22 protein-coding genes and 1 pseudogene are annotated in these 21,124 nt (G+C 57.9%); 8 read left to right on the top strand and 15 right to left on the bottom strand.

The window, feature by feature from the left end; translation table 11 throughout:
• Positions 1–54: 54 nt before the first annotated feature.
• The 7 genes from rplU to NW816_RS00495 all read right to left on the bottom strand — a co-directional run bounded on the left by rplU (position 55) and on the right by NW816_RS00495 (position 5,569).
• Positions 55–480 carry a 50S ribosomal protein L21 gene (gene rplU, locus NW816_RS00525; RefSeq protein ID WP_011432383.1) on the bottom strand — a complete coding sequence of 142 codons (426 nt, stop codon included), beginning with the start codon at positions 478–480 and terminating at the stop codon, positions 55–57.
• A gap of 285 nt (positions 481–765) precedes the next feature.
• On the bottom strand, positions 766–1,524 hold the full coding sequence (locus NW816_RS00520; RefSeq protein WP_414349974.1) for a photosystem reaction center subunit H: 759 nt from the start codon (positions 1,522–1,524) through the stop codon (positions 766–768).
• 36 nt (positions 1,525–1,560) lie between these two features.
• Complete coding sequence (locus NW816_RS00515) at positions 1,561–1,842, bottom strand: chaperone modulator CbpM (protein ID WP_011432385.1); 282 nt, start codon at positions 1,840–1,842, stop codon at positions 1,561–1,563.
• The gene (locus NW816_RS00510) at positions 1,839–2,774 is read right to left on the bottom strand and encodes a DnaJ C-terminal domain-containing protein (protein ID WP_414406420.1); all 936 of its coding nucleotides are present in this window, start codon (positions 2,772–2,774) and stop codon (positions 1,839–1,841) included. The genes NW816_RS00515 and NW816_RS00510 overlap by 4 nt, the downstream gene beginning before the upstream one ends.
• Before the next feature lie 153 nt (positions 2,775–2,927).
• Positions 2,928–3,689, bottom strand: coding sequence for a ChaB family protein (locus NW816_RS00505; RefSeq protein ID WP_414407865.1), 762 nt, complete (start codon positions 3,687–3,689; stop codon positions 2,928–2,930).
• Between the two features lie 246 nt (positions 3,690–3,935).
• Complete coding sequence (locus NW816_RS00500) at positions 3,936–4,790, bottom strand: M28 family peptidase (protein ID WP_414407864.1); 855 nt, start codon at positions 4,788–4,790, stop codon at positions 3,936–3,938.
• Complete coding sequence (locus tag NW816_RS00495) at positions 4,790–5,569, bottom strand: HAD family hydrolase (protein ID WP_414407863.1); 780 nt, start codon at positions 5,567–5,569, stop codon at positions 4,790–4,792. The genes NW816_RS00500 and NW816_RS00495 overlap by 1 nt, the downstream gene beginning before the upstream one ends.
• Before the next feature lie 119 nt (positions 5,570–5,688).
• On the opposite strand from NW816_RS00495, the gene lpdA reads away from it, so the two are divergent.
• The 5 genes from lpdA (at position 5,689) to NW816_RS00470 (ending at position 10,469) form a co-directional block, all read left to right on the top strand.
• Positions 5,689–7,071: a dihydrolipoyl dehydrogenase gene (gene lpdA, locus NW816_RS00490; protein WP_414407957.1), complete on the top strand. Its 1,383-nt coding sequence runs from the start codon at positions 5,689–5,691 to the stop codon at positions 7,069–7,071.
• 163 nt (positions 7,072–7,234) lie between these two features.
• Positions 7,235–8,563 carry a class I SAM-dependent methyltransferase gene (locus NW816_RS00485; RefSeq protein ID WP_414407862.1) on the top strand — a complete coding sequence of 443 codons (1,329 nt, stop codon included), beginning with the start codon at positions 7,235–7,237 and terminating at the stop codon, positions 8,561–8,563.
• Between the two features lie 233 nt (positions 8,564–8,796).
• Positions 8,797–8,934 carry a hypothetical protein gene (locus NW816_RS00480; RefSeq protein WP_011432392.1) on the top strand — a complete coding sequence of 46 codons (138 nt, stop codon included), beginning with the start codon at positions 8,797–8,799 and terminating at the stop codon, positions 8,932–8,934.
• 85 nt (positions 8,935–9,019) lie between these two features.
• The gene (gene mutY / locus NW816_RS00475) at positions 9,020–10,093 is read left to right on the top strand and encodes an A/G-specific adenine glycosylase (RefSeq protein ID WP_414407956.1); all 1,074 of its coding nucleotides are present in this window, start codon (positions 9,020–9,022) and stop codon (positions 10,091–10,093) included.
• Between the two features lie 100 nt (positions 10,094–10,193).
• Positions 10,194–10,469 (top strand): hypothetical protein, encoded by a 276-nt coding sequence (locus NW816_RS00470; protein WP_011432394.1) that lies wholly within the window; start codon positions 10,194–10,196, stop codon positions 10,467–10,469.
• A gap of 63 nt (positions 10,470–10,532) precedes the next feature.
• Here the strand turns inward: NW816_RS00470 and NW816_RS00465 are convergent, their stop codons facing one another.
• Positions 10,533–10,865, bottom strand: coding sequence for a hypothetical protein (locus NW816_RS00465; RefSeq protein WP_414407861.1), 333 nt, complete (start codon positions 10,863–10,865; stop codon positions 10,533–10,535).
• A 153-nt stretch (positions 10,866–11,018) separates the two neighbouring features.
• On the opposite strand from NW816_RS00465, the gene rnc reads away from it, so the two are divergent.
• Both rnc and NW816_RS00455 read left to right on the top strand, forming a co-directional pair.
• Entirely contained in the window at positions 11,019–11,741 is a 723-nt protein-coding gene (gene rnc / locus NW816_RS00460) for a ribonuclease III (RefSeq protein ID WP_414407860.1), read from the top strand.
• On the top strand, positions 11,738–11,965 hold the full coding sequence (locus NW816_RS00455; RefSeq protein ID WP_414399535.1) for a hypothetical protein: 228 nt from the start codon (positions 11,738–11,740) through the stop codon (positions 11,963–11,965). Before rnc ends, NW816_RS00455 begins: the two co-directional genes overlap by 4 nt.
• A gap of 72 nt (positions 11,966–12,037) precedes the next feature.
• On the opposite strand, the gene NW816_RS00450 is transcribed toward NW816_RS00455, so the two are convergent.
• The 3 genes from NW816_RS00450 to NW816_RS00440 all read right to left on the bottom strand — a co-directional run bounded on the left by NW816_RS00450 (position 12,038) and on the right by NW816_RS00440 (position 15,756).
• Positions 12,038–13,291, bottom strand: coding sequence for an AI-2E family transporter (locus NW816_RS00450; RefSeq protein ID WP_414407859.1), 1,254 nt, complete (start codon positions 13,289–13,291; stop codon positions 12,038–12,040).
• Between the two features lie 159 nt (positions 13,292–13,450).
• Entirely contained in the window at positions 13,451–14,563 is a 1,113-nt protein-coding gene (locus tag NW816_RS00445; protein ID WP_414407858.1) for a hypothetical protein, read from the bottom strand.
• 119 nt (positions 14,564–14,682) lie between these two features.
• The gene (locus NW816_RS00440) at positions 14,683–15,756 is read right to left on the bottom strand and encodes an OmpA family protein (protein ID WP_414407857.1); all 1,074 of its coding nucleotides are present in this window, start codon (positions 15,754–15,756) and stop codon (positions 14,683–14,685) included.
• Between the two features lie 331 nt (positions 15,757–16,087).
• Between NW816_RS00440 and NW816_RS00435 the strand changes: the two genes are divergently transcribed.
• Positions 16,088–16,762, top strand: coding sequence for a hypothetical protein (locus NW816_RS00435; protein ID WP_414407856.1), 675 nt, complete (start codon positions 16,088–16,090; stop codon positions 16,760–16,762).
• A gap of 103 nt (positions 16,763–16,865) precedes the next feature.
• Here the strand turns inward: NW816_RS00435 and NW816_RS00430 are convergent, their stop codons facing one another.
• The 4 genes and pseudogenes from NW816_RS00430 to NW816_RS00415 all read right to left on the bottom strand — a co-directional run.
• On the bottom strand, positions 16,866–17,069 hold the full coding sequence (locus NW816_RS00430) for a hypothetical protein (protein WP_041436260.1): 204 nt from the start codon (positions 17,067–17,069) through the stop codon (positions 16,866–16,868).
• Between the two features lie 178 nt (positions 17,070–17,247).
• The gene (locus tag NW816_RS00425) at positions 17,248–18,651 is read right to left on the bottom strand and encodes a 1-acyl-sn-glycerol-3-phosphate acyltransferase (protein ID WP_414407855.1); all 1,404 of its coding nucleotides are present in this window, start codon (positions 18,649–18,651) and stop codon (positions 17,248–17,250) included.
• A gap of 139 nt (positions 18,652–18,790) precedes the next feature.
• Positions 18,791–19,243, bottom strand: a complete 453-nt coding sequence (locus NW816_RS00420) for an AbrB family transcriptional regulator (protein WP_414407854.1) — start codon at positions 19,241–19,243, stop codon at positions 18,791–18,793.
• 565 nt (positions 19,244–19,808) lie between these two features.
• Positions 19,809–20,997 (bottom strand): annotated as a pseudogene (locus NW816_RS00415) (HAD-IC family P-type ATPase); the annotation flags it as partial.
• Between the last annotated feature and the right edge of the window lie 127 nt (positions 20,998–21,124).

Here is a 21,124-nt window from a genome sequence, read left to right as displayed (position 1 = left end):
GATCAACAGAAACGAGATAAAAAAATCGGGATTCAGGACACCTGAGTTCAGAGTTTATTCCTCATCCGCAGGGATCCCTGTCGCCGCTGCCGAAGGGGCTGCCTCTGGGTTAGACTCTGGAGCCGCTTCCGTACGGGATGGTGCCGTGGCTAGGGGCACCCCATTGAGTTCAATAGACTCGATCAGCAGACGGGTCAGCGGTTGCCGATGACCCCTCTTTTTGCGGGTCTTTTTCTTTGGCCTCATCTTGTAAACGATGATTTTATCGCCGCGCCGATGCTGTAAAACCCGTGCCCTGACGACCGCCTCCGAAACGTAGGGATGCCCCAACGTGATTTGTCCCTCGTGGTTGATCAACAGCACACGAGACAAATCGAAGGGGCTGTTCTCCTCCACTTCCGCCAGGCGATCGACCTCGTAAAAACGCCCCGGCTCCACCCAAAGCTGCTTACCGCCGGTTTCCACAATTGCGTAAGTCATCTTTCTCCCTGCCGTACAGGTGCCCTGCGGGGGTCTTGAAACCTGATCCGAGCATTGACAGCGATCTTAAATCGTAGCCGAAAAAGCCGCCGTCCGTCAGCTGGGTTTGGTCGAGGACTGGCTTGCAACAGTTCCGGTCGAGCAGTGGGACGGACTCCCCAAGCACCTCATGCTGTTGCCCCCCAGCCCCTTTCCCAGAGGAAGAGGGGAGTTGGGAAGCAGTTGGGAAGCAAATGTGCAGCATCTGAGGCGACCGCAGGCCAGAGGTTGCAGAGTCATTCTTTGCTATTCGGTCAGCTTCTCCCAAGCAGCCTGAAGGGCAGCCTGCATGCGCTGAGCGGCGCGGCTGAGGCGATGTTGCCAGGTTTCCCACTTGTGTTGCAGAAACTCTGCCGCCTCGTCCAGTAGGGAGAGATCGAACTTGCCCCCTTTGGCCAGCTCGTCCCGCACCTGCTTCACCTTAACGCGCACCACCTCCGGCGGATCCTGTGGGCCAACCAACGCCTTGAGGCGATCCCCCATGCGCTGGATAAGCTGTTTCACCTGCCGAGATTTTTCGCTCCAAAAGTTCTTTAAGCCTTCCGCTTCCGATTTCAGCCGTTGCGGAGCATCCTCCTTAACCACCACCGCGTCCACATCAATGGCTTCCACGTCCTCAGGCAGGAGAACGGCGCGCCCCCCCCAAGGCTCGGCAATGCTGCCACCCAGAATATAAGCGGCAATCGCTCCAGTCTCCCAGTCAAAGAGAAAATCCTCAATCCAGCCGACCTCTCGATTCCCAATGCGCACTGTGCGGCGGTAAAGAGAGCTGATGGGGGTTAGGGGGGTAGCAAAAACGGTAGAGTAGGTCAGCAGCGCGTCTGGCCCGATGAGAGAAATCTGCTCCAGGGGGGTGTACCCCTGCTGGCTGGTGAAGTAGCATACCCGCCCTGTTGGGTCAACCCAGATTTCTTCTACGGTACCCAATGCGGTAGCAGTGCTGCCATCGAGGGCCAGCAGGCCCACCACTTGGCTACGTCGGATGATCTGTTCCATAGGGTTCATCGAAGTTTATCTCCTTGATGGGTTAGCTGGGCAGCCTCAAAATCCGCGGTAGTGGCGCAGTTGCCCCCTGAGCCGGGCAATTTCCTGAGCCATGTCCAAGACCATCGCTGCCCCCGTCCAGTTAAGCCCCAAGTCTCGGTGTAGGCGGCTCATTTGCAACAACCGCCTGAGCTGTTGGGGGGTCAGGTAGCTGCTCTCGGCCTCCACTAAGCCTTGGGCCAGCAGCCATTCCAGCAGGTGGGGAGGGATCCCCAGCAGTTCCGTGGCCTGCTCGAAGGTATAGAGCCGTTCTTCTACCCGCACAATGGCCAAACTCATAGACTCACCTCCTGCAAGTGGGCGCGGGGATCCCAGCTACGGCTTTGGCGCAGCTTTTCGTAGAGATCCCGCTCGGTCTGGGAAAGGGATTTGGGTGCCACCACCTTCAGCCGCACCAGCAGGTCGCTCCGCTGGCCTTGGGGATCCCGCCAGCCTTGGCCCCGCAGCCGCAGGGTTTGGCCGCTGTCTACCCCGGCAGGGATCCTCAGTTGCACGCGACCCGTAGGGGTGGGAACTTCCGCCGTCCCTCCCAAAGCCGCCTCGTCAGGAGTAATGGGCAGCTCGCAGAGCAGGTTGTCTCCGTCAAAGCGGAAGAAGGGATGGGGGGGCAGCTCCAAAGTGAGGTAGAGATCCCCTCTTGGCCCGCCAAAGGGGCTGACCTGGCCTTTGCCCTTGACGCGGATGCGACTGCCCGGCTTAGCGCCGGGGGGAATGCGGATGGTTAGCGTTTCTCCATCTAGGTTCAGCCGTTTCTGGGTGCCGTGGAAAGCTTCTGCCCAACTGAGACCCAGGGTGCCCTCCACATCCTGCCCCGGCAAATCCACCGAAACAAACGGCCCAAAGCCGCCGGCGAAGCCCTGGAACCCGCTGCGGCGGGATCCCATACGGCCCAACAGCTCGTTGATAAACTCCTCGAAGCTGGTGTACTGGGCGAAGCCCTCCATGCCCGGCATTCCAGCAGCAGAACCAGTACCCACCCGCTGCCAGTACTGCCCAAACTGGTCGTAGCGCCGCCGCTTTTCCGGATCTGAGAGCACCTCGTAGGCTTCGTTGATCTCCTTGAAGCGCTCTTCTGCCGCCTTATTCCCAGGGTTGACATCGGGGTGATACTGGCGGGCCAGCTTGCGATAGACGCGCTTGATTTCCTCGGCAGAGGCATCTCTGCTGACGCCCAGGATCTTGTAATAATCCTTGAAGTCACTCGCAGCCATAGGCTCACCCCTGCAAGGTTAGGTTAGAGTTTTTCGGGCTATTCTCAGGATATAAGGTTGCAGCTAAAAAATTGGAGCAGACCCAGAACACGTACAGGCAGAGCGGCGAGATGGCGCTTTACTGTGCTCTCGCTACTTCGGAAACTTTTTGGGCTAGGGCTTGCGTTTGGAGAAGATCCCTTTCTCATCTCGTGTGAAAATTTGCTTGACCTTTTCCCAAGCTTTGAGGAGTGCATGGGTGGAGTTATTGCTCTCTTGTTTGGCTTGGTTGTAGGCTTCCACAAAGGTTTGCTGCGCTTCTTCCGAGAGGTCAGCGCGGATTTCCGGCGAGATGCTCTCTGGGGTTAAGTCTCCCTCTGGCTCACCGGGCAAGTTCAAGTCGGCAATGGAAACTTCCTCTCCGCCAGCACTCTGCAGCAGCCAGTAAATTTCGCCCGACTTCTCTTCCGGTACTTGCACCACCAACAAGAACTCGCCCGCCTGTACCCGGGTTTGGTAGATGGCGGCTTTCTCCTGCGGCATACCCAAGGCAATCAGGGCGGATCCCAGGCCCGCTCCCAGTGCTCCGTACAAAGCGCCGCCCGTTGCCCCCAACAAAGCGGCTCCCAGAGGCCCAGCGGCCACCACTGCCCCCAAAAAGGGAATGAACAGCACCCCCACGCCAGTGAGCAGCCCCAGCAGGGATCCGAACAGGGATCCATAGATGGCCCCATTGGTCAGACCGTCCAGAACCACCTCTTTGCGAGTGATAAACCCGGTAATTTTGGCTTCGGTTTGAAAGTTGCGGCCAATAATGGAGATGCGATCGTTGGGAATGCCACGGTTCAAAAGCCGCTGGATACACTCTTGCAGCTTGCCCTCTTCTTTGAAGGCGGCGGAAACACACTTTTTGGGAGCTTGGGCAAAAGTGCTCATACACAATGCTCCTGCTGAGTTTCACACTGCCAAGGCAGGTTTTTTTAACCTTTTCCCCATTACTACTCTCATCCATTGTCTCCCCTCATCAACAAAGGATCCAGTCGAAGAATCGCGAACCCCCTGGAGAAATCTCCGTACTGAGGATGCCAACTCTACCCTTACCCCCAGCCTCCTTCCAGAGAGAGGGGAGTTAGGACTTAACGCACGCTACTTGTTGTTGAACGACTGTGGTGTTTGGAAGAGCTACAGCGAGCGGATCCCGGCCATCAAGCCCTGGCAGACCCCCGTCAGGAAATCTGGATCTAGGGTTTCCAAGGTATCGCTCAGCTTGTGGTAGTGGGGGTTGCGCAAGAAAGCGGTGTCGGTAACCATAACGGCGGCGTAGCCCGCATCCCAAAAGGGGGAGTGATCGCTCAGGCGAGTGGCAGGTAGGATCAAGCCTCGCTGCCCGGCCAGCAGCCAGCAACAAGGGATCCCCGCTTTCTGAAAATCATGCTGCAGCTTGAGCAGATCCCCCCAGGTGGGCCAGTTGCCAATAAGGCCAATGTAATCTCCCCGGTTGGGGTAGAGCTTCTCAAGGCCAGCGGGGTAGCGTTGGGATCCGGGGGTGGGATCCCGGTAGCCCAGCATTTCCAAAGACAGCATCAGCCGTAGGGATTGCCTCTGACGTTGAAGAAACTGGGCGTAAGCCCCACTGCCCACCATCCCCCGCTCCTCCAGGTCAAAAGCCACCAGCCACAGGGGGGAAGGGGCAGGGTTGGCGGCAAAATGGCGGGCCAATTCCAGCAACACCGCTATGCCGCTGGCGTTGTCGTCTGCTCCAGGGGTTGCCGGGGCAGCGTCAAAGTGGGCTCCGATGAGGATGGGTTGGCGGCCAGAACGGGATCCCGGCAATTTCAAGATCCAGTTGCGGTGCAAGCGGCCACCGGCCTCAAAGGGGAAGGACTCCAGGGATCCCCACTTAGAAAGCTGCTCTTGGATGTAGCGCTCCACTTGGCTATGGCCCAGGGGCGACCAGTCGGGATCCCGCGGCTGGGCCACCTGGCGCAGATGGGCCTCTAGGCGCTGCTGCAGGTCTGGGAGCTCTGCTGCTGACATCAGTTTCCCACCTCAGAGGGAATGGCTTGGGCATGGACTTGGCAGGCCAACTCCAGGGTGAAGTAGCGGTGGGATCCCACCGTTCCCGCCAACACCCGAAACGGATCCTCAGGCTCCCCCAGGTGATCCAGCACCAGAGCCGCCCCGGAAAAATCCTGATCCCGGGTATAGTCGTTTACCGTCACCACAGTGGGAATACCGGCCTGCTGGGCCGAGCGCAGCCCATTCTCCGAGTCTTCAAAGGCCAGGCAGGCCTGGGGGGGCAGCCCCATCTGTTCCAGGGTGTAGAAGTAGATGTCGGGGGCGGGCTTTTTGGCGGGGACAATATCGCCGGCAGCGATCACTTCAAACCAGCTTAGGCTCTCCGGCAGTGTGTGCTCCAAAAGGGCTGTTACATTTTCCGGCGTGGTGGTGGTGGCAATGGCCAAGCGGATCCCAGCAGCTCTGGCCTCCTGCAGTAGCCGCTTGACACCGGGGCGCAAAGGGATCCCGCCTTGGGCCAATAGGGCAGTGTAGTGGCGGGTTTTGGCCTGGTGCAGCCGGGCAATGAGGGCATTTAAATCTTCACCAGGGGGTAGCGGCGGCTGGCAGGTTGCAACGAAATGGCGAATGCGCTCTTTGCCCCCCGTAATGGCCAGGAGTTGGCCGTAGAGCTCCACCGACCAGTGCCAGTCCAGCCCTGCCTCGGCAAAGGCAGCGTTAAAGGCCACGCGATGACCATCCCGCTCCGTGTCCGCCAGCGTGCCGTCCACATCGAAGATCAAAGCTTGGAGTGTCATGTGTACCCCCACCCGCCTACAAGCGACTCTATGCTACTGCATGGCTTGGGTGCCCCTAGCCAGGTTTCTGGGAAGGCCAACAAGGTGAGAAAATGAGGCACTGGTTATCCAATCTCGCCATGAGCTTCGATTTTGACGTAATCATCATCGGTGCCGGCGTCGGCGGCCACGGCGCTGCTTTACATGCGGTCGAATCTGGCCTGAAGACCGCCATCGTTGAAGGTGCAGAAATGGGCGGCACCTGCATCAACCGCGGCTGCATCCCCTCCAAGGCTCTGCTGGCCGCCTCAGGACGCCTGCGGGAACTGCAACATAGCTCTGGGCTGGGCATCCAAGTGGGATCCCTTCAGGTGAACCGAGAGGCTATTGCCAATCATGCTGCCCAAGTGGTGGAGAAGATCCGCGCCGACATGACTCGCTCGCTGGAGAAGCTGGGGGTAACAATCCTGAGAGGGCGAGGCAAGTTGGTGGCACCCCAGCAGGTGGAAGTCCAGGAAGAGAAGGGATCCTATACCTACACGGCGCAGGATGTTATTCTTGCTACGGGCTCCCGCCCCTTTGTGCCCCCTGGCATCGAGGTGGATGGCCGGACGGTGTTCACCAGCGACGAGGCGGTGCGGCTGGAGTGGATCCCGGAGCGCCTAGCGATTATCGGCAGTGGCTACATTGGCCAGGAGTTTGCCGACATCTACACTGCCTTGGGATCCCAGCTCATCCTCATCGAAGCCCTGGAGACCCTGATGCCGGCCTTTGACCCCGATATTGCCCGCCTGGCCCAGCGGGTGCTGATTAAGCCCAGGCAAATCCAGACCTACGTGGGGATCACGGCCAAGCAGGTGATCCCTGGCCAGCCAGTAACGATTCACCTCTCCAACGGCGAGACGCTGCAGGTGGATGGCTGCTTGGTGGCTGCCGGTCGGATCCCGGTCTCAGAGGGGCTGGGCTTGGCCAAGCTGGGCATCGACACCGGCAAACGGGGGTTCATCCCCGTCGATAGCCGCATGGCCACCGATTTGCCTCACCTCTGGGCCATTGGGGATGTGACAGGCAAAATGATGTTGGCTCACGCGGCGGCAGCTCAGGGGAGAGTGGCCGTGGAAAACATCTGTGGCCGTACTGCCTACATGGACTACCTTAGCATCCCGGCCGCGGTGTTCACCCACCCGGAAATGGGTTTTGTGGGGCTGACCGAACCTCAGGCCAAGGAGGAAGGCTACAGCGTGGGCACGGTGCGCACCTACTTTGGCGGCAACTCCAAGGCCATTGCTTCGGGAGAGACAGAGGGCATGGTCAAGCTGGTCTTTGACAAGAGCACCGGCCTATTGCTGGGATCCCATATCTTCGGGCCCCATGCGGCGGATTTGATTCACGAGGCAGCTCAGGCCATTGCTCGCCGGGCCACGGTGCGAGAACTGGCCGGCTTGGTGCACGTTCACCCCACCTTGGCAGAGACGCTGGAGGAAGCCTACAAGCGGGCAACTCACGCTCTGGCAGGGCCTTAGCCAACGGCTCGGCAGAGGGTCGCCTGCCTCACTCGGTTTTGTGAGGACTCCGTCCCGCCCGCTCTGCCTCCGGCGGGGTTTACAACCAGGCTGTGAAGGGCCAGGTTCTCAGACGGGCAACCCAGCAAGATCTCCCGGCTCAAAGCGTCAAGAAGACCTTAGGATGGGGGGGAACGCGTGGGAGGAAGTGCTTTTGGTGAGCGAAGCCGAGATTACCCGGGCGGTGCAGGCCCAGTACGAGACGTTCCCCTACCCTCCTATTCCTTACGACCGACCCTTTGAGGGCTTCTCCAGTCTGGGCAGCTACACCTTGGCGCAGTACGCCCGCACCCGTAGGCTGCAAGAGCCCGCAGGAGCCAGGTTTTTGGTGGCAGGGTGTGGCACCGGCTGGGAGGTGCATGGCATTGCCGCCAGCAACCCCGGCTATGGGTCGGTGGTCGGGATCGACATCAGCCGCCCGGCCCTAGAGATTGCCCAAAAGCGAATTAAGCACCACGGCCTACGCAACTGCTCTGTGCAGTACGGGGATCTGCTGGATCCCTCTACTTGGCCCGAAGGCAGCTTCGACATGATCAGCTCCTACGGCGTGATTCACCACACTGCAGATCCGGTGAAGGCTTTGAGCAATCTGGCATCGCGGTTGGCTCCCGATGGGGTGATGGCGCTGATGCTCTACAACCGTTCAGGCCGTTGGCATCTGTACCGCATTCGGCGAGCCTTGGAGTTGTTGGGCATCACCCCACCTGCAACCCCAGAAAAGATCGAATTTGTGCGGCAACTGCTGAAGGGAGCCAGCCCCAATTCCCTTTTGGCCAAGCACGCCAAGGCTCACCAAGAATACTATGGACAAGATGAAAACATTGTCGATAATTTCTTCCATGCCAATGATATTCCTTTCGACATCGGCGAGATTCCCGACTTGCTTGCCCAAGCCGGGCTGGAGTTTATCGATGTAGCCCCCTACTTGGACTATTGGAACGCCAGGCCGTTGATTGCCGCCACCCACCTGGAGTTCCACCGCCGCTACGAGGCCCTCGCTCGCATCGACCAACTGCGGGTCATCGAGTATCTGGAGCCCCTATATCACACGCAAAATCTCTTTTGGTGCTGCCATCAAGGTCAAAAGATAACAACTTGGGATCCCTTTACAGTCGAATTTTTTAAGGGATCCCGCTGGCAACTCAACCCCTTGTTCGTCCGCTATGGCAGCGTGCGCTACTGGGATCAAAAAATCCCCTTTTCAGATCTGTTGGGCAAGCTGGATCCGGCCCAGATCCTGACCCAGAAGATGGATATTTTCTGGCCTATCGCCCGGATCCCTGGCAAGATGATGGCCTCTACCCGCTACCAAGTGGTGGAGCTGCTGCTGCCCTTGGCCAATCAAGCCCGTTCTGGCGCTGAGATCCTGGCTGCCCATGAAGAGAGAGCCGACCACCTTCTCAACCTATTTCGACAGTGGGAAGCAGACCGGTTAGTCCTGCGGGTTGCCTAGCTTCTGGTTATTCCAAACAGTCCAAATCACCAGGGTCAAAGTCTGTTCCATGCTAAGGTTGTATCATGCATGACCGAGGACGGTGCTTCTCCCCAGGCATGTTTGCGCCGGCGGTGCGGAGCACCTCTACTGGGACATCTTCGCCACAGCTTTCCCTGTGAATAGAGCTGGCAGATCTGGATCCCGATCAACATCCCTGACAACCCCAACGCCAGAGCTGGTAGGAGGCAAGGATGGCTGACTACAATCGCGGCATTATGAAGTTCAAGGGGGCAGATAGCCCAATTGTCGTTTTGATCTCGGCAGGAATTGTGGCCGGTGTGGTTTCGGCCCTGATCTGGTGGGCTTTGCACTTTGCTTACGCAGCTTGAGTCTCAGCCCATATCAGAAGCCGAGGTCAGTTTTTCCTACATTGCCAGCCTTCCGAGCAAAGGAGGGGAGTGGGACGAGGCTTTCTTGCAACGCTTGCGGCAGTCTCTTCAGCGTTGGTACCGTGAACACGGGCGGGATCTGCCCTGGCGCCGCACCCGGGATCCCTACGCCATTTGGGTTTCGGAAGTGATGTTACAGCAAACCCAGGTGGCAACAGTTATCCCCTACTTTCAGCGCTGGATGCAAACCCTGCCCGGGATCCCAGCATTGGCGGCAGCCCCCCAGCAGCAGGTGCTGAAACTGTGGGAGGGCCTGGGCTACTATCGGCGGGCCCTGAACTTGCACAAAGCTGCCCAAATTTTGATGCGGGAGCGAAACGGTGAGTTCCCCAGGGATCTGGAGCAGGTGTTGGCTCTGCCGGGGATCGGGCGCACCACGGCTGGCGGCATTCTCAGCGCTGCCTTCGATCAGCCTTTGCCCATTTTGGATGGCAACGTCAAGCGGGTGCTGGCTCGCTTGGTGGCTTTGCAACAGCCTCCGGCCCAGTGTCTGCCCCTGTTGTGGCAGCTTTCCCAGCAATTGTTGGATCCCGTGCAGCCGCGGGCTTTTAACCAAGCCCTGATGGATTTGGGGGCTACCGTCTGTCGTCCCAAAAAGCCTCACTGTGGCCGGTGCCCTTGGCAAGCGGATTGCAGCGCCTACAATCGAGGTCAACACCAACAATTGCCTATGTCTGCACCCCGTGCCTCTCGTCCTCACAAGCAAATCGCGGTTGCCATTGTTCTGCGGGGGAAAGAAATCCTTATCGATCGACGGTTGGAAAGCTCGATGCTCAGTGGGCTGTGGGAGTTTCCCGGAGGGAAAATCGAGCCGGGAGAAACGGCTGCTGAGTGTGTAGTGCGGGAGGTGAAGGAAGAAATCGGCATCGACATCGAGGTGGTCGCACCGCTGGCCACCATCGAACATGCCTACACCCATTTCACCGTTACTCTTATTGCTTTTATCTGCCGCTACCTGGGCGGAGAAGCCCAAGCCCTGCAATGTAGTGAGGTGCGCTGGGTTAGCCCGGCGGAGCTGTCGGAATTTCCCTTCCCAGGGGCCAATCAAAAGTTGTTTCCCCACTTGTATGCTTGGCTGGCAGAGCATGGCAACCCATGATGAACCCACCCAATCCGCCAAATGGCTTAGACCCTTCTGGAACGTTTGCCCCAAGACATTCGATAGGATAGTAGATGTCCTGCTGCCGTGAGCTACGGATATGCTTGTCACTCTGGAAAAAGCTGGGGAGATTCTGGCTAAGGGATCCCACACAGCCATCACAACCACAGATGGCAAGATCGCGCTGGTGCCCAAGGGAAAAGAAACCCTCAAACTGACGGCCAACGAAGCCATTAACCTAATGTTTTACGTCGTCCGCTCCGCTGAACCGGCAGAGACGGTGATGGCCCAACTGGAGGAGGCAGTTGCCAAAGCTCAAGCCCCCGATCCAGCCGAGGAACGGGCCAGAAAATATCGAGAACTTCGTGGCATCTAAACGGATGGGCACTCGTGCCGGTTGGATCCCTTCGCAAACTGGAGAGAGACCCCAAAACAAAGATTAAAAGCAGGAGGAGCTAAGGGCGACGAACTTTCCATTGGTGGTCCACCCCAGCAACATTGGCTCCTGCGGTTGAATGGCCCGTCCGGTGAGAGCACAGCATTGGGCTTGGTGGGCCGTGGCCGGGAAGCTGGCCCGAATATCCTCAGGACTGAGGGTGGCAGCCCCTTGAGAGTGACGCAGGACATAACTCCAAAGAATTTCCCGTATGAGGGCCTGGTAACCCTGATTTCCGGCCAACGCCTTCAGTCGCTGCTTCAGCTCACGTTCCAGCCGAATGCTGGTCACTTCCATCTGGGTCGTGGGAATGGGGGAATGGGCGCGGATGGGCATGCAGGGATCCTCCCTCGAAAAGCCTATACTACTCCTGTAGCATAGCTGGCTTACCGCCTGAGCGGGGATCCCGGCCTGGGTGAGATGGCTCAGGTCAAAATGGTTGCAAGCTGTGCAGTTCTGACCGCTAAGGCAACGTCAGCACCTGAGTGTATGGTTGAGTTGATCCCGTCCCGCCGTCGTGCCTTGGAGCATTTGCTGGCTCGTCTTGGATTCAGGGATCCGGCTTTGCTGGAGCAGCTGCGCTGGGATCTGCTGGATCAGGCCTTGATTCACCCTTCTCTGGATGGCCAGCGGAACAACGATCGGCTGGAGTTGTTGGGGGATTCTGTCCTGCGGATTTTGGTTACGGAATTCTTGTTTCAGTCCTATCCCCATCTGTCGGTGGGAGAGCTGACCGCGATTCGCTCCGACCTGACCAGCGATGCTTACCTGGCAGAACTGGCGGATCTGCAGGGCCTGGATCGCTACCTGGAGGTGGGATCCAGCTCGCAAAACGACTTGGCCGGGCGGGGTCGGCGGCTGGCGGATGCTTTCGAGGCTCTCCTGGGAGCCTTTTATCTCAGTTGGGGTATTTACACGCTGCCCAGGCTGCATCCCTGGCTGGATCCCTACTTACACCGACGAGTGGAGCAATGGTTCCAAGACCCCACTCGGCGCAACCCCAAAGCAGCCCTGCAAGAACTCACCCAACGCCTTTGGGGCAGCCTGCCGGAATACCGCCTGGTGGCCGCCCAGGAACATCCCCCCCATTTCACCATGGAAGTCTGGGGGCAAGGACGGTGCTGGGGTCGCGGTGAAGGTCGCTCAAAAAAGGCTGCGGAAATGGCCGCCGCTGCCCAAGCCTACAAACACTTGCAGTCGGAGCAGACATGAGAGGCAGCCACCGCTACGAGTTGGCCAGTTGGTTGTTTTTGCTGGGGAGTGGCCTGTTTGCGGTGAGCGAGGTGATGACCTTGGGCAGTGACCCCTCTCTGTGGGATCCAGCAGCTCCAGCCTTTCTCAATCTCAAGGTTGTCCAAACCCTGCTGGGGATAGGAGCCAGCCTCCTGTTCGTCGTAGGTAGTGCTCTGTTCATCCTCGATGCCCGTCACCGCTGAGATGTGCACCCTACCCAAAACCACAGCAGCCCTTCTCCGAGAGCAACAGAGGCGAATCAGATGAGAAGCTTGCTAATAAGGACTTCTTCCGGCTACGGGATCCGCAGGCGAGAGACTTTCTTTCTGTGGCAACCCTTCCGGCTCGTTTGACGAGTCATTCGGACGAGAGGAAAAAGATGGCTCTGGGCTGCTCGCGTCGGCAGGATCCATCCCCGGCAAAGCCAAAGAACCAGCAGCCTCGGTGGCCCGAGCATACAGCCTGGCTCGAACCTCTGCCTCCTGCTTGGGCTTCAGATAGAGGTTCTCCAGCAGCACCGCCATACCCGCCACCCACGGGGGGGCGATCACCGCCCCAACAATACCCAACAACTGGGTGCCCCCCAGCACCGCCAGCAACTGATACAAGGGCTTCACCCGCACCGAGGATCCCACCAACAGAGGATCCAACACATAGGTTTCCAGGTTGTGAACGGCAACATATAGGATCAGCACCCACAAAAAAGTCCAGCCCCCCTGCACGATTGCCACCACCAAGGCGGGCAGGGATCCCAGTACTGGCCCAATGAAGGGGATAAGGTTGGTAAACCCGGCGATCACCCCCAGCGCCAGAGCGAACTCCGACAGGCCCAGAAAGCGAAGCGAGACGGTGATCATCACACCCAAAATGGCAGAGACCAGCACCCGCCCCTGAATGTAGCCCCCCATGCGCTGGGCCATCGGGTGTACCTGCTCAGCAAGCCGCTCATTCCAGGGATAAGGAAACAACTCCACCAAGCCTCGCACCAAGTCAGAGCCGCTCACCAGCATGTAGCCGGAAATGAAGAGGGTCAGCACCGTGGTTAGCAGACCACCCAGCAAACCGCGGGTGAAGTCGAAAGACTGCACCAGCACCCGTTGTCCCGAGCGAACTGCCCAGCTCATCAACGACTGAGGATCGAGCAACTGGTTTAAGTAGTCCAGCGCCGCCGGATCCACCCCCGCCAGATCAGCAATCCAGGTGTCCACCAGCAGTTGTAGTCGCTCCAGATAGAAGGGCAACCTCGCTAGCAACCGCTGGGTCTGAGTTACCACCGTTGGGCCAATGAGCAGAGCCAAGCCGGCAATCCCGGCAATTAAGCTCAAATACACCAGCACAACCCCCAGCCAGCGGGGGATGCGTAATCGCTCGGCCAGATCCACCAGGGGAGCCAGCGCTGCCGCCACCACCACCGCGATCATCACCGTCAGCACCAAGCTGCGCAGTTGCCACAGCAGCAACAACAGCATCCCTGTGGCCACCACCAGGGCTACAGAGGATACGGAGATGGTCAGTTGTCTTCGGCTCATCACTTGGCTGGGTTCTCTTCAGGGGGGCGTTCAAGCCCCCCTAGGTAACAGATGGCTCTACCATCCTGGCCTGGCTTGGACGAACTTGCCAAATGCTCCTGGGCAAAGACCCCAAACCCAGCGCTTCAGATCCTCAGCAAAAACCCCGCCAGAGCTGAGCTACCGCAACAGTTCCCTCCGCACCGCTTCTACATATTCCAGCAGCCCCGGGGATCCCCCGCCCGAAACCTGCCACAACATCAAAGCGCTACCCAAATCGGAAGCGGCACCAGCCCTATCCTCTCCCTGGTAAGCGCGCGCCATACCGCGGTGGTAGTAACCTTCAGCCCGCTGGGGCTGCACCTCGATAGCCCGGCTGAAATCCTGAACGGCCAAATTGAAGTCGCAGATGCTGGCCCACATCAGGCCGCGATGGACATAGGCCTCGAAAAGATCGGCAGCACTTTGATTTTGCTTGGCCAGCTCAATCGCCAGATGCGACACATCAAACGCCGATTCCAGATGGCCTTGTTCGGCCCAGATGCGAGAGCGGATCAAGTGCAGTTGCGGGTTGTGATAGGCAATCCGATCCAGGGGAGACAAGGTTGCCAGAGCCTGCTCAGGTTCTTGCAAACGCTCGTGTTGGATTTTGGCCTTGAGCAAATAGGCTTCAGCCAGATAGGGATCCAAAGCAATAGCAATATCCAGATCCCGCAGAGCGGAGCGCATCAGGTAAGCAATGGCAGAAGCATGCTCCGGCTGCGGTAAAGCAGCAGGATCCTCCTGAGACTGACGCCAGAAGTATTGCGCCCGTTGCAGATAAAGTTGCGCATTTCCCGGCTCCTGCTGGATGAATTGGGTTAGCAGCGCCAGCTCATTGGGAACATCCGCCTGAGCAGAGAATGGAGAAAGGGTAGGATCCTGACGCCGAGGCCGTGCCGACAGGGCAGGGCTTGAGCTGGAACGGCCAACAACCCCGGCGGGCTGGGGATCTGCCTGTTGCGCAAGCCATTGATAGACCTGCTGCTGGTGAGCGAGAGAGCGCTGCTCAAGCTGTTGTACCCGTTCTTGCAGTTGGGCTTGCCGCCTGAGCCAAGATTCAGAACCTGGTTCATCTTCAAACAAGGCCTGGGATGAGGGCAGGGAGTGCTCCCAAGCTTGTAGAGAAACCTCAGTGACAGGACTCTGGCTCTTACGAGATGAGGTCAACCAGCCACCTTCGCCAATCAAAAACGGCAATGACAGCAAACCCAACAAAGCCGAGCCGGAGAACAAAAGACTGGGCTTAAGCATGGATCCCACCCCTTGAAATAGCTTAGAAGTAAAGAGTTGCCTCTAAACTAGTTCGCCGCAGCCGCAGTGTCCAGAGTTTCGGCGATGCTTGCCCTGAGCCAAAACTCAGAAACTCTCCCCTAGGGGATTCTGCCACCCGCCAGATCCACCAACTCCACGCGGCGATTCTTCGCCCGGCCTTCCTCAGTGGTGTTGCTGGCCACAGGAGCAGAGAACCCCACACCAACCGGATAGAGTCGACGTTGCTCGATGCCAAGCTGAACCAAGCGGTTGACCACAGCTTCAGCCCGGCGCCGCGAGAGACCTAGGTTGTAGTCGAAGCTACCGGTTGCATCGGTATGACCGACCACGAGGATGCTGAGGTCGGTGCGCTCGCGCATCAGCTTGGCGATCTCGGCAAGGGTGGGCTCGGCAGCCGCTTCAATCTGATCCGAGTCATAGGCAAAGAGAATGCCGTAGAGGGCGATCCGGCCATCGCGGCTGATGGCTTGATTGATCTCGCCGCTTGTGATGCTTTCAACCAGCTCCAGGCGTTGCTGGCGGGGCTTGACATCGACGACATCCACTCGCCCCAGAGTAATCCCGGTCGGGATCTGCCCACTGCCGCGGGTGATCTCCCAGTCATCGGTATTGACCACAAAGTAGGCGCTCACGAATCGCTCATCGCCTTCGGGGGACTTGCCACGTGCGGCTAAATAGGCAGCAGTGTTTTCTCTGGCGTTTTGAAACGGCCACTGGGCCCGTTCTTCCGGCGTGCTGTAGGTGCCCTTCATATCCAGGATCTCGTCAGCAATCTGGTTGTTGTAGCCGAGGGTCTCAATCTCCTCCCCCAAGCCGGAGAAGAGGATCTCAAAGCCAGACTCTTTCAGTTCGGTTTCGTAGTTGAGCAGTGCCTCGAGAGGGACAACCCGCTCCGGCAGTCGGTAATAGGTCGTGATACGACGCCCCTCGACAGTTTGAGACCGATAGGGCTGCACAGCTCCCATCGCGCCACTGAAGACGATTTTTTCAAGGGCTAACTTAAAGCGGTCGTAATCGGCCCGCGATTGAAACACAATGCTGGATCCTGCGAAGCGCTTAAGCCCTGGGGGATCCGCTGTCCCTGGCAGATCGGCCCGAGCTGGCCCCGCCTGGACAAGCAGCGCTGTTAGCACAGCGAAGGCAAAACGCTGTAAATCTGCGCGAAAAGACATAGCCACTCCCTAGTTTTTCCAAAATCTTTACGGGGCCAATGCCTAGAAGCTTAGCTCAGAAATGCAAAGGGATTAAGGGCAAACCTTTCTTTTAGTGTGTTAGTTTACGAACCATTGTTAGTACTTAGGATATGAAGCACTTAAAAATTAAGAGAAAATGCTAACCCGTAGTCGAGCTGAATATTCGAGACAATGCTCTGGCGCTCCCAGCTACCAAGGCGAACTCAAAAAGCGTTCATAAGCATTCATACCCTTTGTAACAGATTGCAAGCAAACCTTCACAAACAGATCACTGCACCTGAGCCAGAGTTAGATTTTCTACAGGAGGCGAGTGACTATGAGACAAGACTACACCCACATTGCCGTCATCCTCGACCGCACCGGCTCGATGGCAGTCATCCGAGACGACACCATTGGCGGATTCAATACCTTTCTGCAGCAGCAAAAAGCAGAACCGGGAAGTGCCACCCTTACCTTGGTTCAGTTCGACTCCCAGGATCCCTATGAAGTCATTCACCGCTTCAAGCCAATTGCCGAGGTCCCTGAGCTGACCCGCGAGACCTACGTGCCGCGAGCTTCTACTCCCTTGCTGGATGCCATGGGGCGCGGCATCATCGACCTAGAAAAGAGCCTCAGCGAACTCAGCGAGGCAGATCGCCCGGCCAAGGTTGTGATGGTTGTGGTAACCGATGGGCAAGAGAATGCCAGTCGCGAGTTCCGCAAAGAGCAAATTGAGAAGATGATCAAGGAAAAAACCGAGAAGGAGAGCTGGCAGTTTGTCTTCTTAAGCGCCGATCTGGCTGCCATTGGGGATGCCCAAACCGTTGGCTTCGCTCCCAGCGCGTCCTTGCTATATCAGAAGTCTAAATTGGGCAGCGCAGGAGCGTGGACTTCTCTCTCTCGGCGCACCTCCGAGTACCGATTGGCTGTTCGCCAGAGGCTTATGTTCCTTGATGAAGACCGACAGCATCCCGACGATCCGAACAAGGGCAAGGAAGAAAGCTAATCCCTCTGCGGATAGGGCTTTGTGGGCAGGTTGACACGGGAAGCCCCTCGGATCCAGGGAAAGGGGAAGTATCGCAATGACCTCTGGGCCAGGGGGGATCCCTTCAGCGCCGTCGTCTGGAGCAGCGACGCAGTAACCAACTGGCGGCGGCCCGGTCGCCTTCATCCCACGCCAACCGCTCCACGGCCACCATCACCATCGAGGTGATTACAGCTTCACTTAAATGGCGAGAACGCAAGTGCTGCACGGCTGAAGTGGCGGCCTCTAGGTCGCGTCTGCGGATGGCGCGGAGCAGCTCATCAGACATAGACCAAGTCAACGAGCCTCACTTCCTTTCTGCCCCCTTTCTACCCCAAGAGCCAAAAATTTCCCTTTTCCTTCACCTGCTTGTCAGATAATGCAAAAGTTCGTCTTACTCTCACGAAATATCTCACAAAATGTCTTAGGAATTGTTATACTTTTTGCCCCTGAGCCGACCAGGCATGTTAGGCAGCAGGAAGAGCCACAGGAGAGCACGGGATCCCTTGGATAAGCCGCTCCATTTCCGCTTGCAAATCTTGGGTGAGGGCTTGTACGGCTTGTCGGCGGTTGGCCTGGTAGGCGGGCCAGCGTTCGGAAACCGAGAGGGGATCCCCAATGCTGAAACGCGCCAGGCGGGGGCCCAAGCGGGGGGGAGCAGTTCCGACGGGATTTTCTCCTTTGATCCAAGCCAGCAGACTCCAGAGGCGCAGGGCGGTTTCCGCCAACTCGTCTAGACTTAGACTGGGCTGCTCGGGCATGGGGCGCACCGCAAACACCATCAAGGTTTCCGCCAAGCGCATGTGCCAGAGGTGAAAACTGGCCTCAGCAGCCACTCGATTGGCCAGCCCCCTTTCCAAAGCCGAGAGAGCAGCAATATCGGCAATATCTTCGCGGTAGATCCAGGCCCAGCCCGCCTGTTCGATGCGGTGCCGCCGCTCGATGAAGTCTCCTTGAGGCTCTAGGCCGAAATGTTGCTCGGCCACCCGCAGGGCCAGATCTGACAAGCTTTGAAGACGCGCCAACAGATCCCCCTCTTTAACTTGGGCTCTATCTGCAGCAGGAAGAGCAGGGGCATAGAAGCGCTCATAGAAGGTCTGCATGACCTGGAGCAGGTGTTCTCCCAAGCGAAGGATACGGGCCAGCAAAAAGGCTTGACCGGCGTGAGCCGAGCGCGTGGGCGGCAGCTTACAATCGGCCTCCATGCGGCTGAGCAATCTATTCAGAGCGGCACTGGGATCCCTCAGGTAAGAATAGCGAAGGCCCACCGGCAGGATCAGCACCTGCTCTGGCCGTCCCGCCTTGTGCAGATCCTCCACCGCCCAAAAGCTCATCTGGGCTACCCCCGGCTCCAACGGGTTGAGAAGACTGCTCATGCCGTTGATCGTCCCTTCTGGAGCTACCGCCAGCGGATATTGGCCCGATACAAACTGCTCACGAGAACTTTTTAGCCCTGCCCGATCCAGACGGCCTCGCAAAATCGGGATCCCGCCCAAGCGCGGCAAGCCCCAACGGGCAACGGATCCCAGCCACAGAGGTAGGCCGCGGTCGTAGACAAACAAAACGTGGGGCCGGCCCCGAAAGCGGATCCCCTGGCGTTGGGCCACCTGCGGCAGGAGATGGGCGAACAAGTACATCAAGCAGGGGGGATCATCGAGGGTCGGGTGTCGAAACGCCACCAACAGGCGAATCTTGCCCGCCTCAAACTGCTGATAAAGCTGAGCCAAACGCTCTCCCCCCTCCACTTCAACGCGAGGGATCCCTTTGGTCCATCGCAACCAAAAGGGCAAGCCTGCTTGAGCAAAACGAACGACCCAAGGCGTCAATCGCGGTGGCAAAAACTTGAGGGGTGGCTGAACCTTCTGTTGCATAGGGATCCTTATCTAGGGTCAGAAAGAGGGTGAACCTAGGCTTTGGATCCCATCTTAAAGAGGGCAAAGCGGGAAGAAAGCTGCGCAGTGACAGTTCGTCAACTGGATCCCTTCTCCTCACTCCCGGCCCGGCAGCGGCTCAAGCCCCAGCAGTTTTTTTCCGGCGACCGCGAGTCGCTTTGGGGGAAGCTTCTTTACTTGGGGTTGACTCCTCCACCACCTGGCCGTTTAGCACTTGCTTGAGGTGAATGTGCTTGTAACCTAGCTGAATCTCGAACTCATCCCCGGGTTTGAGATTCATTTTTTCGGTGTAGGCCGACCCAATGATCAACTGCCCATTTTTGTGAACGCTGACCCGAAAGGTTGGCTCACGACCGCGCTTGTCCCGGCTGGAACTTGGGCTGAGACTCAGACCTTTTGCCGCCAGCACCGCGTCATAGAACTCATTCAAGTTGACGCGAAGCTTGTTGGTCTTGGTCATGGTTACATAGCCACATCGCTTTGCCGTTTCTCGGCGTGGAAGATGACCCAACGCTTCGACCTTCTGGAGCAGAGCCTTCCCGGTTAAAGGTTGTGGTGGTATATCTGACATTTTTTAATGTCCTACATCCTTCTCTTAAGATCATACCCTTGTGATGTACTCCTGCAACCGAAAGTCTGAGACTTTTTTGAAGACAGGTTTTTCTCTTGTTCCTTGAGCCAGCAGCTCCGAAGGAAAAACCTCGTCTCCCTCAAGAGGTGTTCCTGCCCTTGCCAAAAGGTGATGGGGGCAAAAAGAACTCAAGCCCTGAAGAGTGCTGGGGCTTTTGTGGATGGAGCTGACAAAAGATCGCCTTGGGGGTAGTACCGCGGTGTAGATCCGACTCACCGCTTTCTACAGCCTCATCCCCACTCGTCGGCTGCCCCAAACTCTGATCACAGCCAGAAAACAGGCTCGACTTTCCAAAAAACCGCCGCTGAGATGGTGATTGCCTTGCGCAAATCGGTCGAAAAGACAGCCAGAGCGGTGTGAAGCTGGATGCCATCAGACCTAGGCCAGCAGGCATTTTTATCTCTTGGCAGAGGCCGGCTACATCTGAGTAATGGCTGAGGGATCCCCTCTTCGGCACTTCTTCAGATGGGAGCGCAGTGAGCGCGAGTTGCCCAAAGCAAGTTATTCATTCAGGATCCACTCGATTGGCTGCCGCTGAGACAACGATGAGTGGCAAGCTCACCAGCAAACAAAAGCCCCATTGCTCCCAAGACAGGGGTGCTGTGTCGAAGATAATGTTGAACAGGCTCCACTGGCTGAAGAGGATCTGCAGCAGGATGGCCGCCCCAATGCCGATGGCAATGGCTGCTGTATCCATGAGGCGCTCATGGCGCTCCAATTGGCTGGCACGTCCACGGCCCAACAGGGTAGGAATGGCCTGGCTGAGGCTGAGCAAGTAGAAGATGCGCCCGATCACCAACGCTTGGATGGCCATGGTGCGGGCCAGGTTAAGGTTGCCGGTGGTTTGTTCGATGTATTCAAAAACCCCGAAGATCAAGATCCAGTTGAACACGGACACCAGCAGGATGCGCTGCAGCAGCCTAGGAGAGAGCAAGTTGGCCTCCGGATCCCGCGGTGGGCGAGTCATCTCTCGGCCTGTGCTCGGCTCAAAGGCAAGAGGCACCGTCATGGTGATGGAGTTGATCATGTTTAGCCACAGCACTTGAATGGCCAGAATGGGGAGCTCGCGGTTGAGCAGCACGCTGAGGAGAATCGTCATCGATTCCCCCCCCGTTCACCGGCAGGATGAAGGCAATGGCTTTGAGCAGGTTGTTGTAAACCGTGCGCCCCTCCTCAACGGCTGCCTCAATGGAGGCGAAGTTGTCATCGGTCAGGATCATGTCGGCAGCAGCTTTGGCCACTTCGGTGCCGCCTCGCCCCATGGCAATCCCCACATCTGCTTGCTTTGGGGCCGGAGCGTCGTTGACGCCATCGCCGGTCATGGCCACGATCTGCCCCCGCGCTTGCAGAGCTTCCACCAGGCGCAGCTTTTGCTCTGGCACCACCCGTGCGAAGACGGATCCCTCATTGGCGGCTGTAACAAACTTCTCGGGGCTGAGCCGCTCCAGATCCTGGCCGCTATAGGCTTTGACTGGTTTGCCACCGCCCAAGCCCATCTGCTCGGCAATGGCCTGAGCCGTGAGCATGTGGTCGCCGGTGATCATCTTCACCTGCATCCCAGCCGTTTGACAGGAACGCACGGCGGCAATGGCCTCTGGCCGCGGCGAGTCAATCATCCCCTGCAAGCCCAAGAAAATCAGCCCTTCCTCTAGATCTGAGTGATCCACCTGAGTTTGGCTGCTGGGGACGGTTTTACCGCAAGGACTTTTTGATTGCGCCTTATTATTTACTTCAATGGGCCGGGTAGTTGACTCAGTTAGGTCAAGCGTGCTACCCTGGCGCGGACTATCGGCTTGCAAGAAGGGGACTATGCCCGGAAGG

Origin of the sequence: Synechococcus sp. W55.1 (genome assembly GCF_047461655.1) — a bacterium.
In the GTDB taxonomy this organism is placed as follows: domain Bacteria; phylum Cyanobacteriota; class Cyanobacteriia; order Thermostichales; family Thermostichaceae; genus Thermostichus.
The sequence above is the reverse complement of the archived record's forward strand: the minus strand, read 5'-3'. Positions and strand labels throughout refer to the sequence as shown.

What these genes read in the sequence shown, in the direction of transcription:
- NW816_RS00445 (WP_414407858.1), bottom strand. Translation starts at nt 14,563, where the DNA reads ATGCTTAAGCCCAGTCTTTTGTTCTCCGGCTCGGCTTTGTTGGGTTTG.
- NW816_RS00495 (WP_414407863.1), bottom strand. Translation starts at nt 5,569, where the DNA reads ATGACACTCCAAGCTTTGATCTTCGATGTGGACGGCACGCTGGCGGAC.
- NW816_RS00455 (WP_414399535.1), top strand. Translation starts at nt 11,738, where the DNA reads ATGAGAGGCAGCCACCGCTACGAGTTGGCCAGTTGGTTGTTTTTGCTG.
- NW816_RS00420 (WP_414407854.1), bottom strand. Translation starts at nt 19,243, where the DNA reads ATGTCAGATATACCACCACAACCTTTAACCGGGAAGGCTCTGCTCCAG.
- rplU (WP_011432383.1), bottom strand. Translation starts at nt 480, where the DNA reads ATGACTTACGCAATTGTGGAAACCGGCGGTAAGCAGCTTTGGGTGGAG.
- NW816_RS00450 (WP_414407859.1), bottom strand. Translation starts at nt 13,291, where the DNA reads ATGAGCCGAAGACAACTGACCATCTCCGTATCCTCTGTAGCCCTGGTG.
- NW816_RS00440 (WP_414407857.1), bottom strand. Translation starts at nt 15,756, where the DNA reads ATGTCTTTTCGCGCAGATTTACAGCGTTTTGCCTTCGCTGTGCTAACA.
- NW816_RS00510 (WP_414406420.1), bottom strand. Translation starts at nt 2,774, where the DNA reads ATGGCTGCGAGTGACTTCAAGGATTATTACAAGATCCTGGGCGTCAGC.
- NW816_RS00430 (WP_041436260.1), bottom strand. Translation starts at nt 17,069, where the DNA reads ATGTCTGATGAGCTGCTCCGCGCCATCCGCAGACGCGACCTAGAGGCC.
- NW816_RS00500 (WP_414407864.1), bottom strand. Translation starts at nt 4,790, where the DNA reads ATGTCAGCAGCAGAGCTCCCAGACCTGCAGCAGCGCCTAGAGGCCCAT.
- NW816_RS00485 (WP_414407862.1), top strand. Translation starts at nt 7,235, where the DNA reads ATGGGGGGGAACGCGTGGGAGGAAGTGCTTTTGGTGAGCGAAGCCGAG.
- NW816_RS00515 (WP_011432385.1), bottom strand. Translation starts at nt 1,842, where the DNA reads ATGAGTTTGGCCATTGTGCGGGTAGAAGAACGGCTCTATACCTTCGAG.
- NW816_RS00505 (WP_414407865.1), bottom strand. Translation starts at nt 3,689, where the DNA reads ATGAGCACTTTTGCCCAAGCTCCCAAAAAGTGTGTTTCCGCCGCCTTC.
- NW816_RS00465 (WP_414407861.1), bottom strand. Translation starts at nt 10,865, where the DNA reads ATGCCCATCCGCGCCCATTCCCCCATTCCCACGACCCAGATGGAAGTG.
- NW816_RS00520 (WP_414349974.1), bottom strand. Translation starts at nt 1,524, where the DNA reads ATGAACCCTATGGAACAGATCATCCGACGTAGCCAAGTGGTGGGCCTG.
- NW816_RS00470 (WP_011432394.1), top strand. Translation starts at nt 10,194, where the DNA reads ATGCTTGTCACTCTGGAAAAAGCTGGGGAGATTCTGGCTAAGGGATCC.
- NW816_RS00425 (WP_414407855.1), bottom strand. Translation starts at nt 18,651, where the DNA reads ATGCAACAGAAGGTTCAGCCACCCCTCAAGTTTTTGCCACCGCGATTG.
- NW816_RS00480 (WP_011432392.1), top strand. Translation starts at nt 8,797, where the DNA reads ATGGCTGACTACAATCGCGGCATTATGAAGTTCAAGGGGGCAGATAGC.
- rnc (WP_414407860.1), top strand. Translation starts at nt 11,019, where the DNA reads ATGGTTGAGTTGATCCCGTCCCGCCGTCGTGCCTTGGAGCATTTGCTG.
- lpdA (WP_414407957.1), top strand. Translation starts at nt 5,689, where the DNA reads ATGAGCTTCGATTTTGACGTAATCATCATCGGTGCCGGCGTCGGCGGC.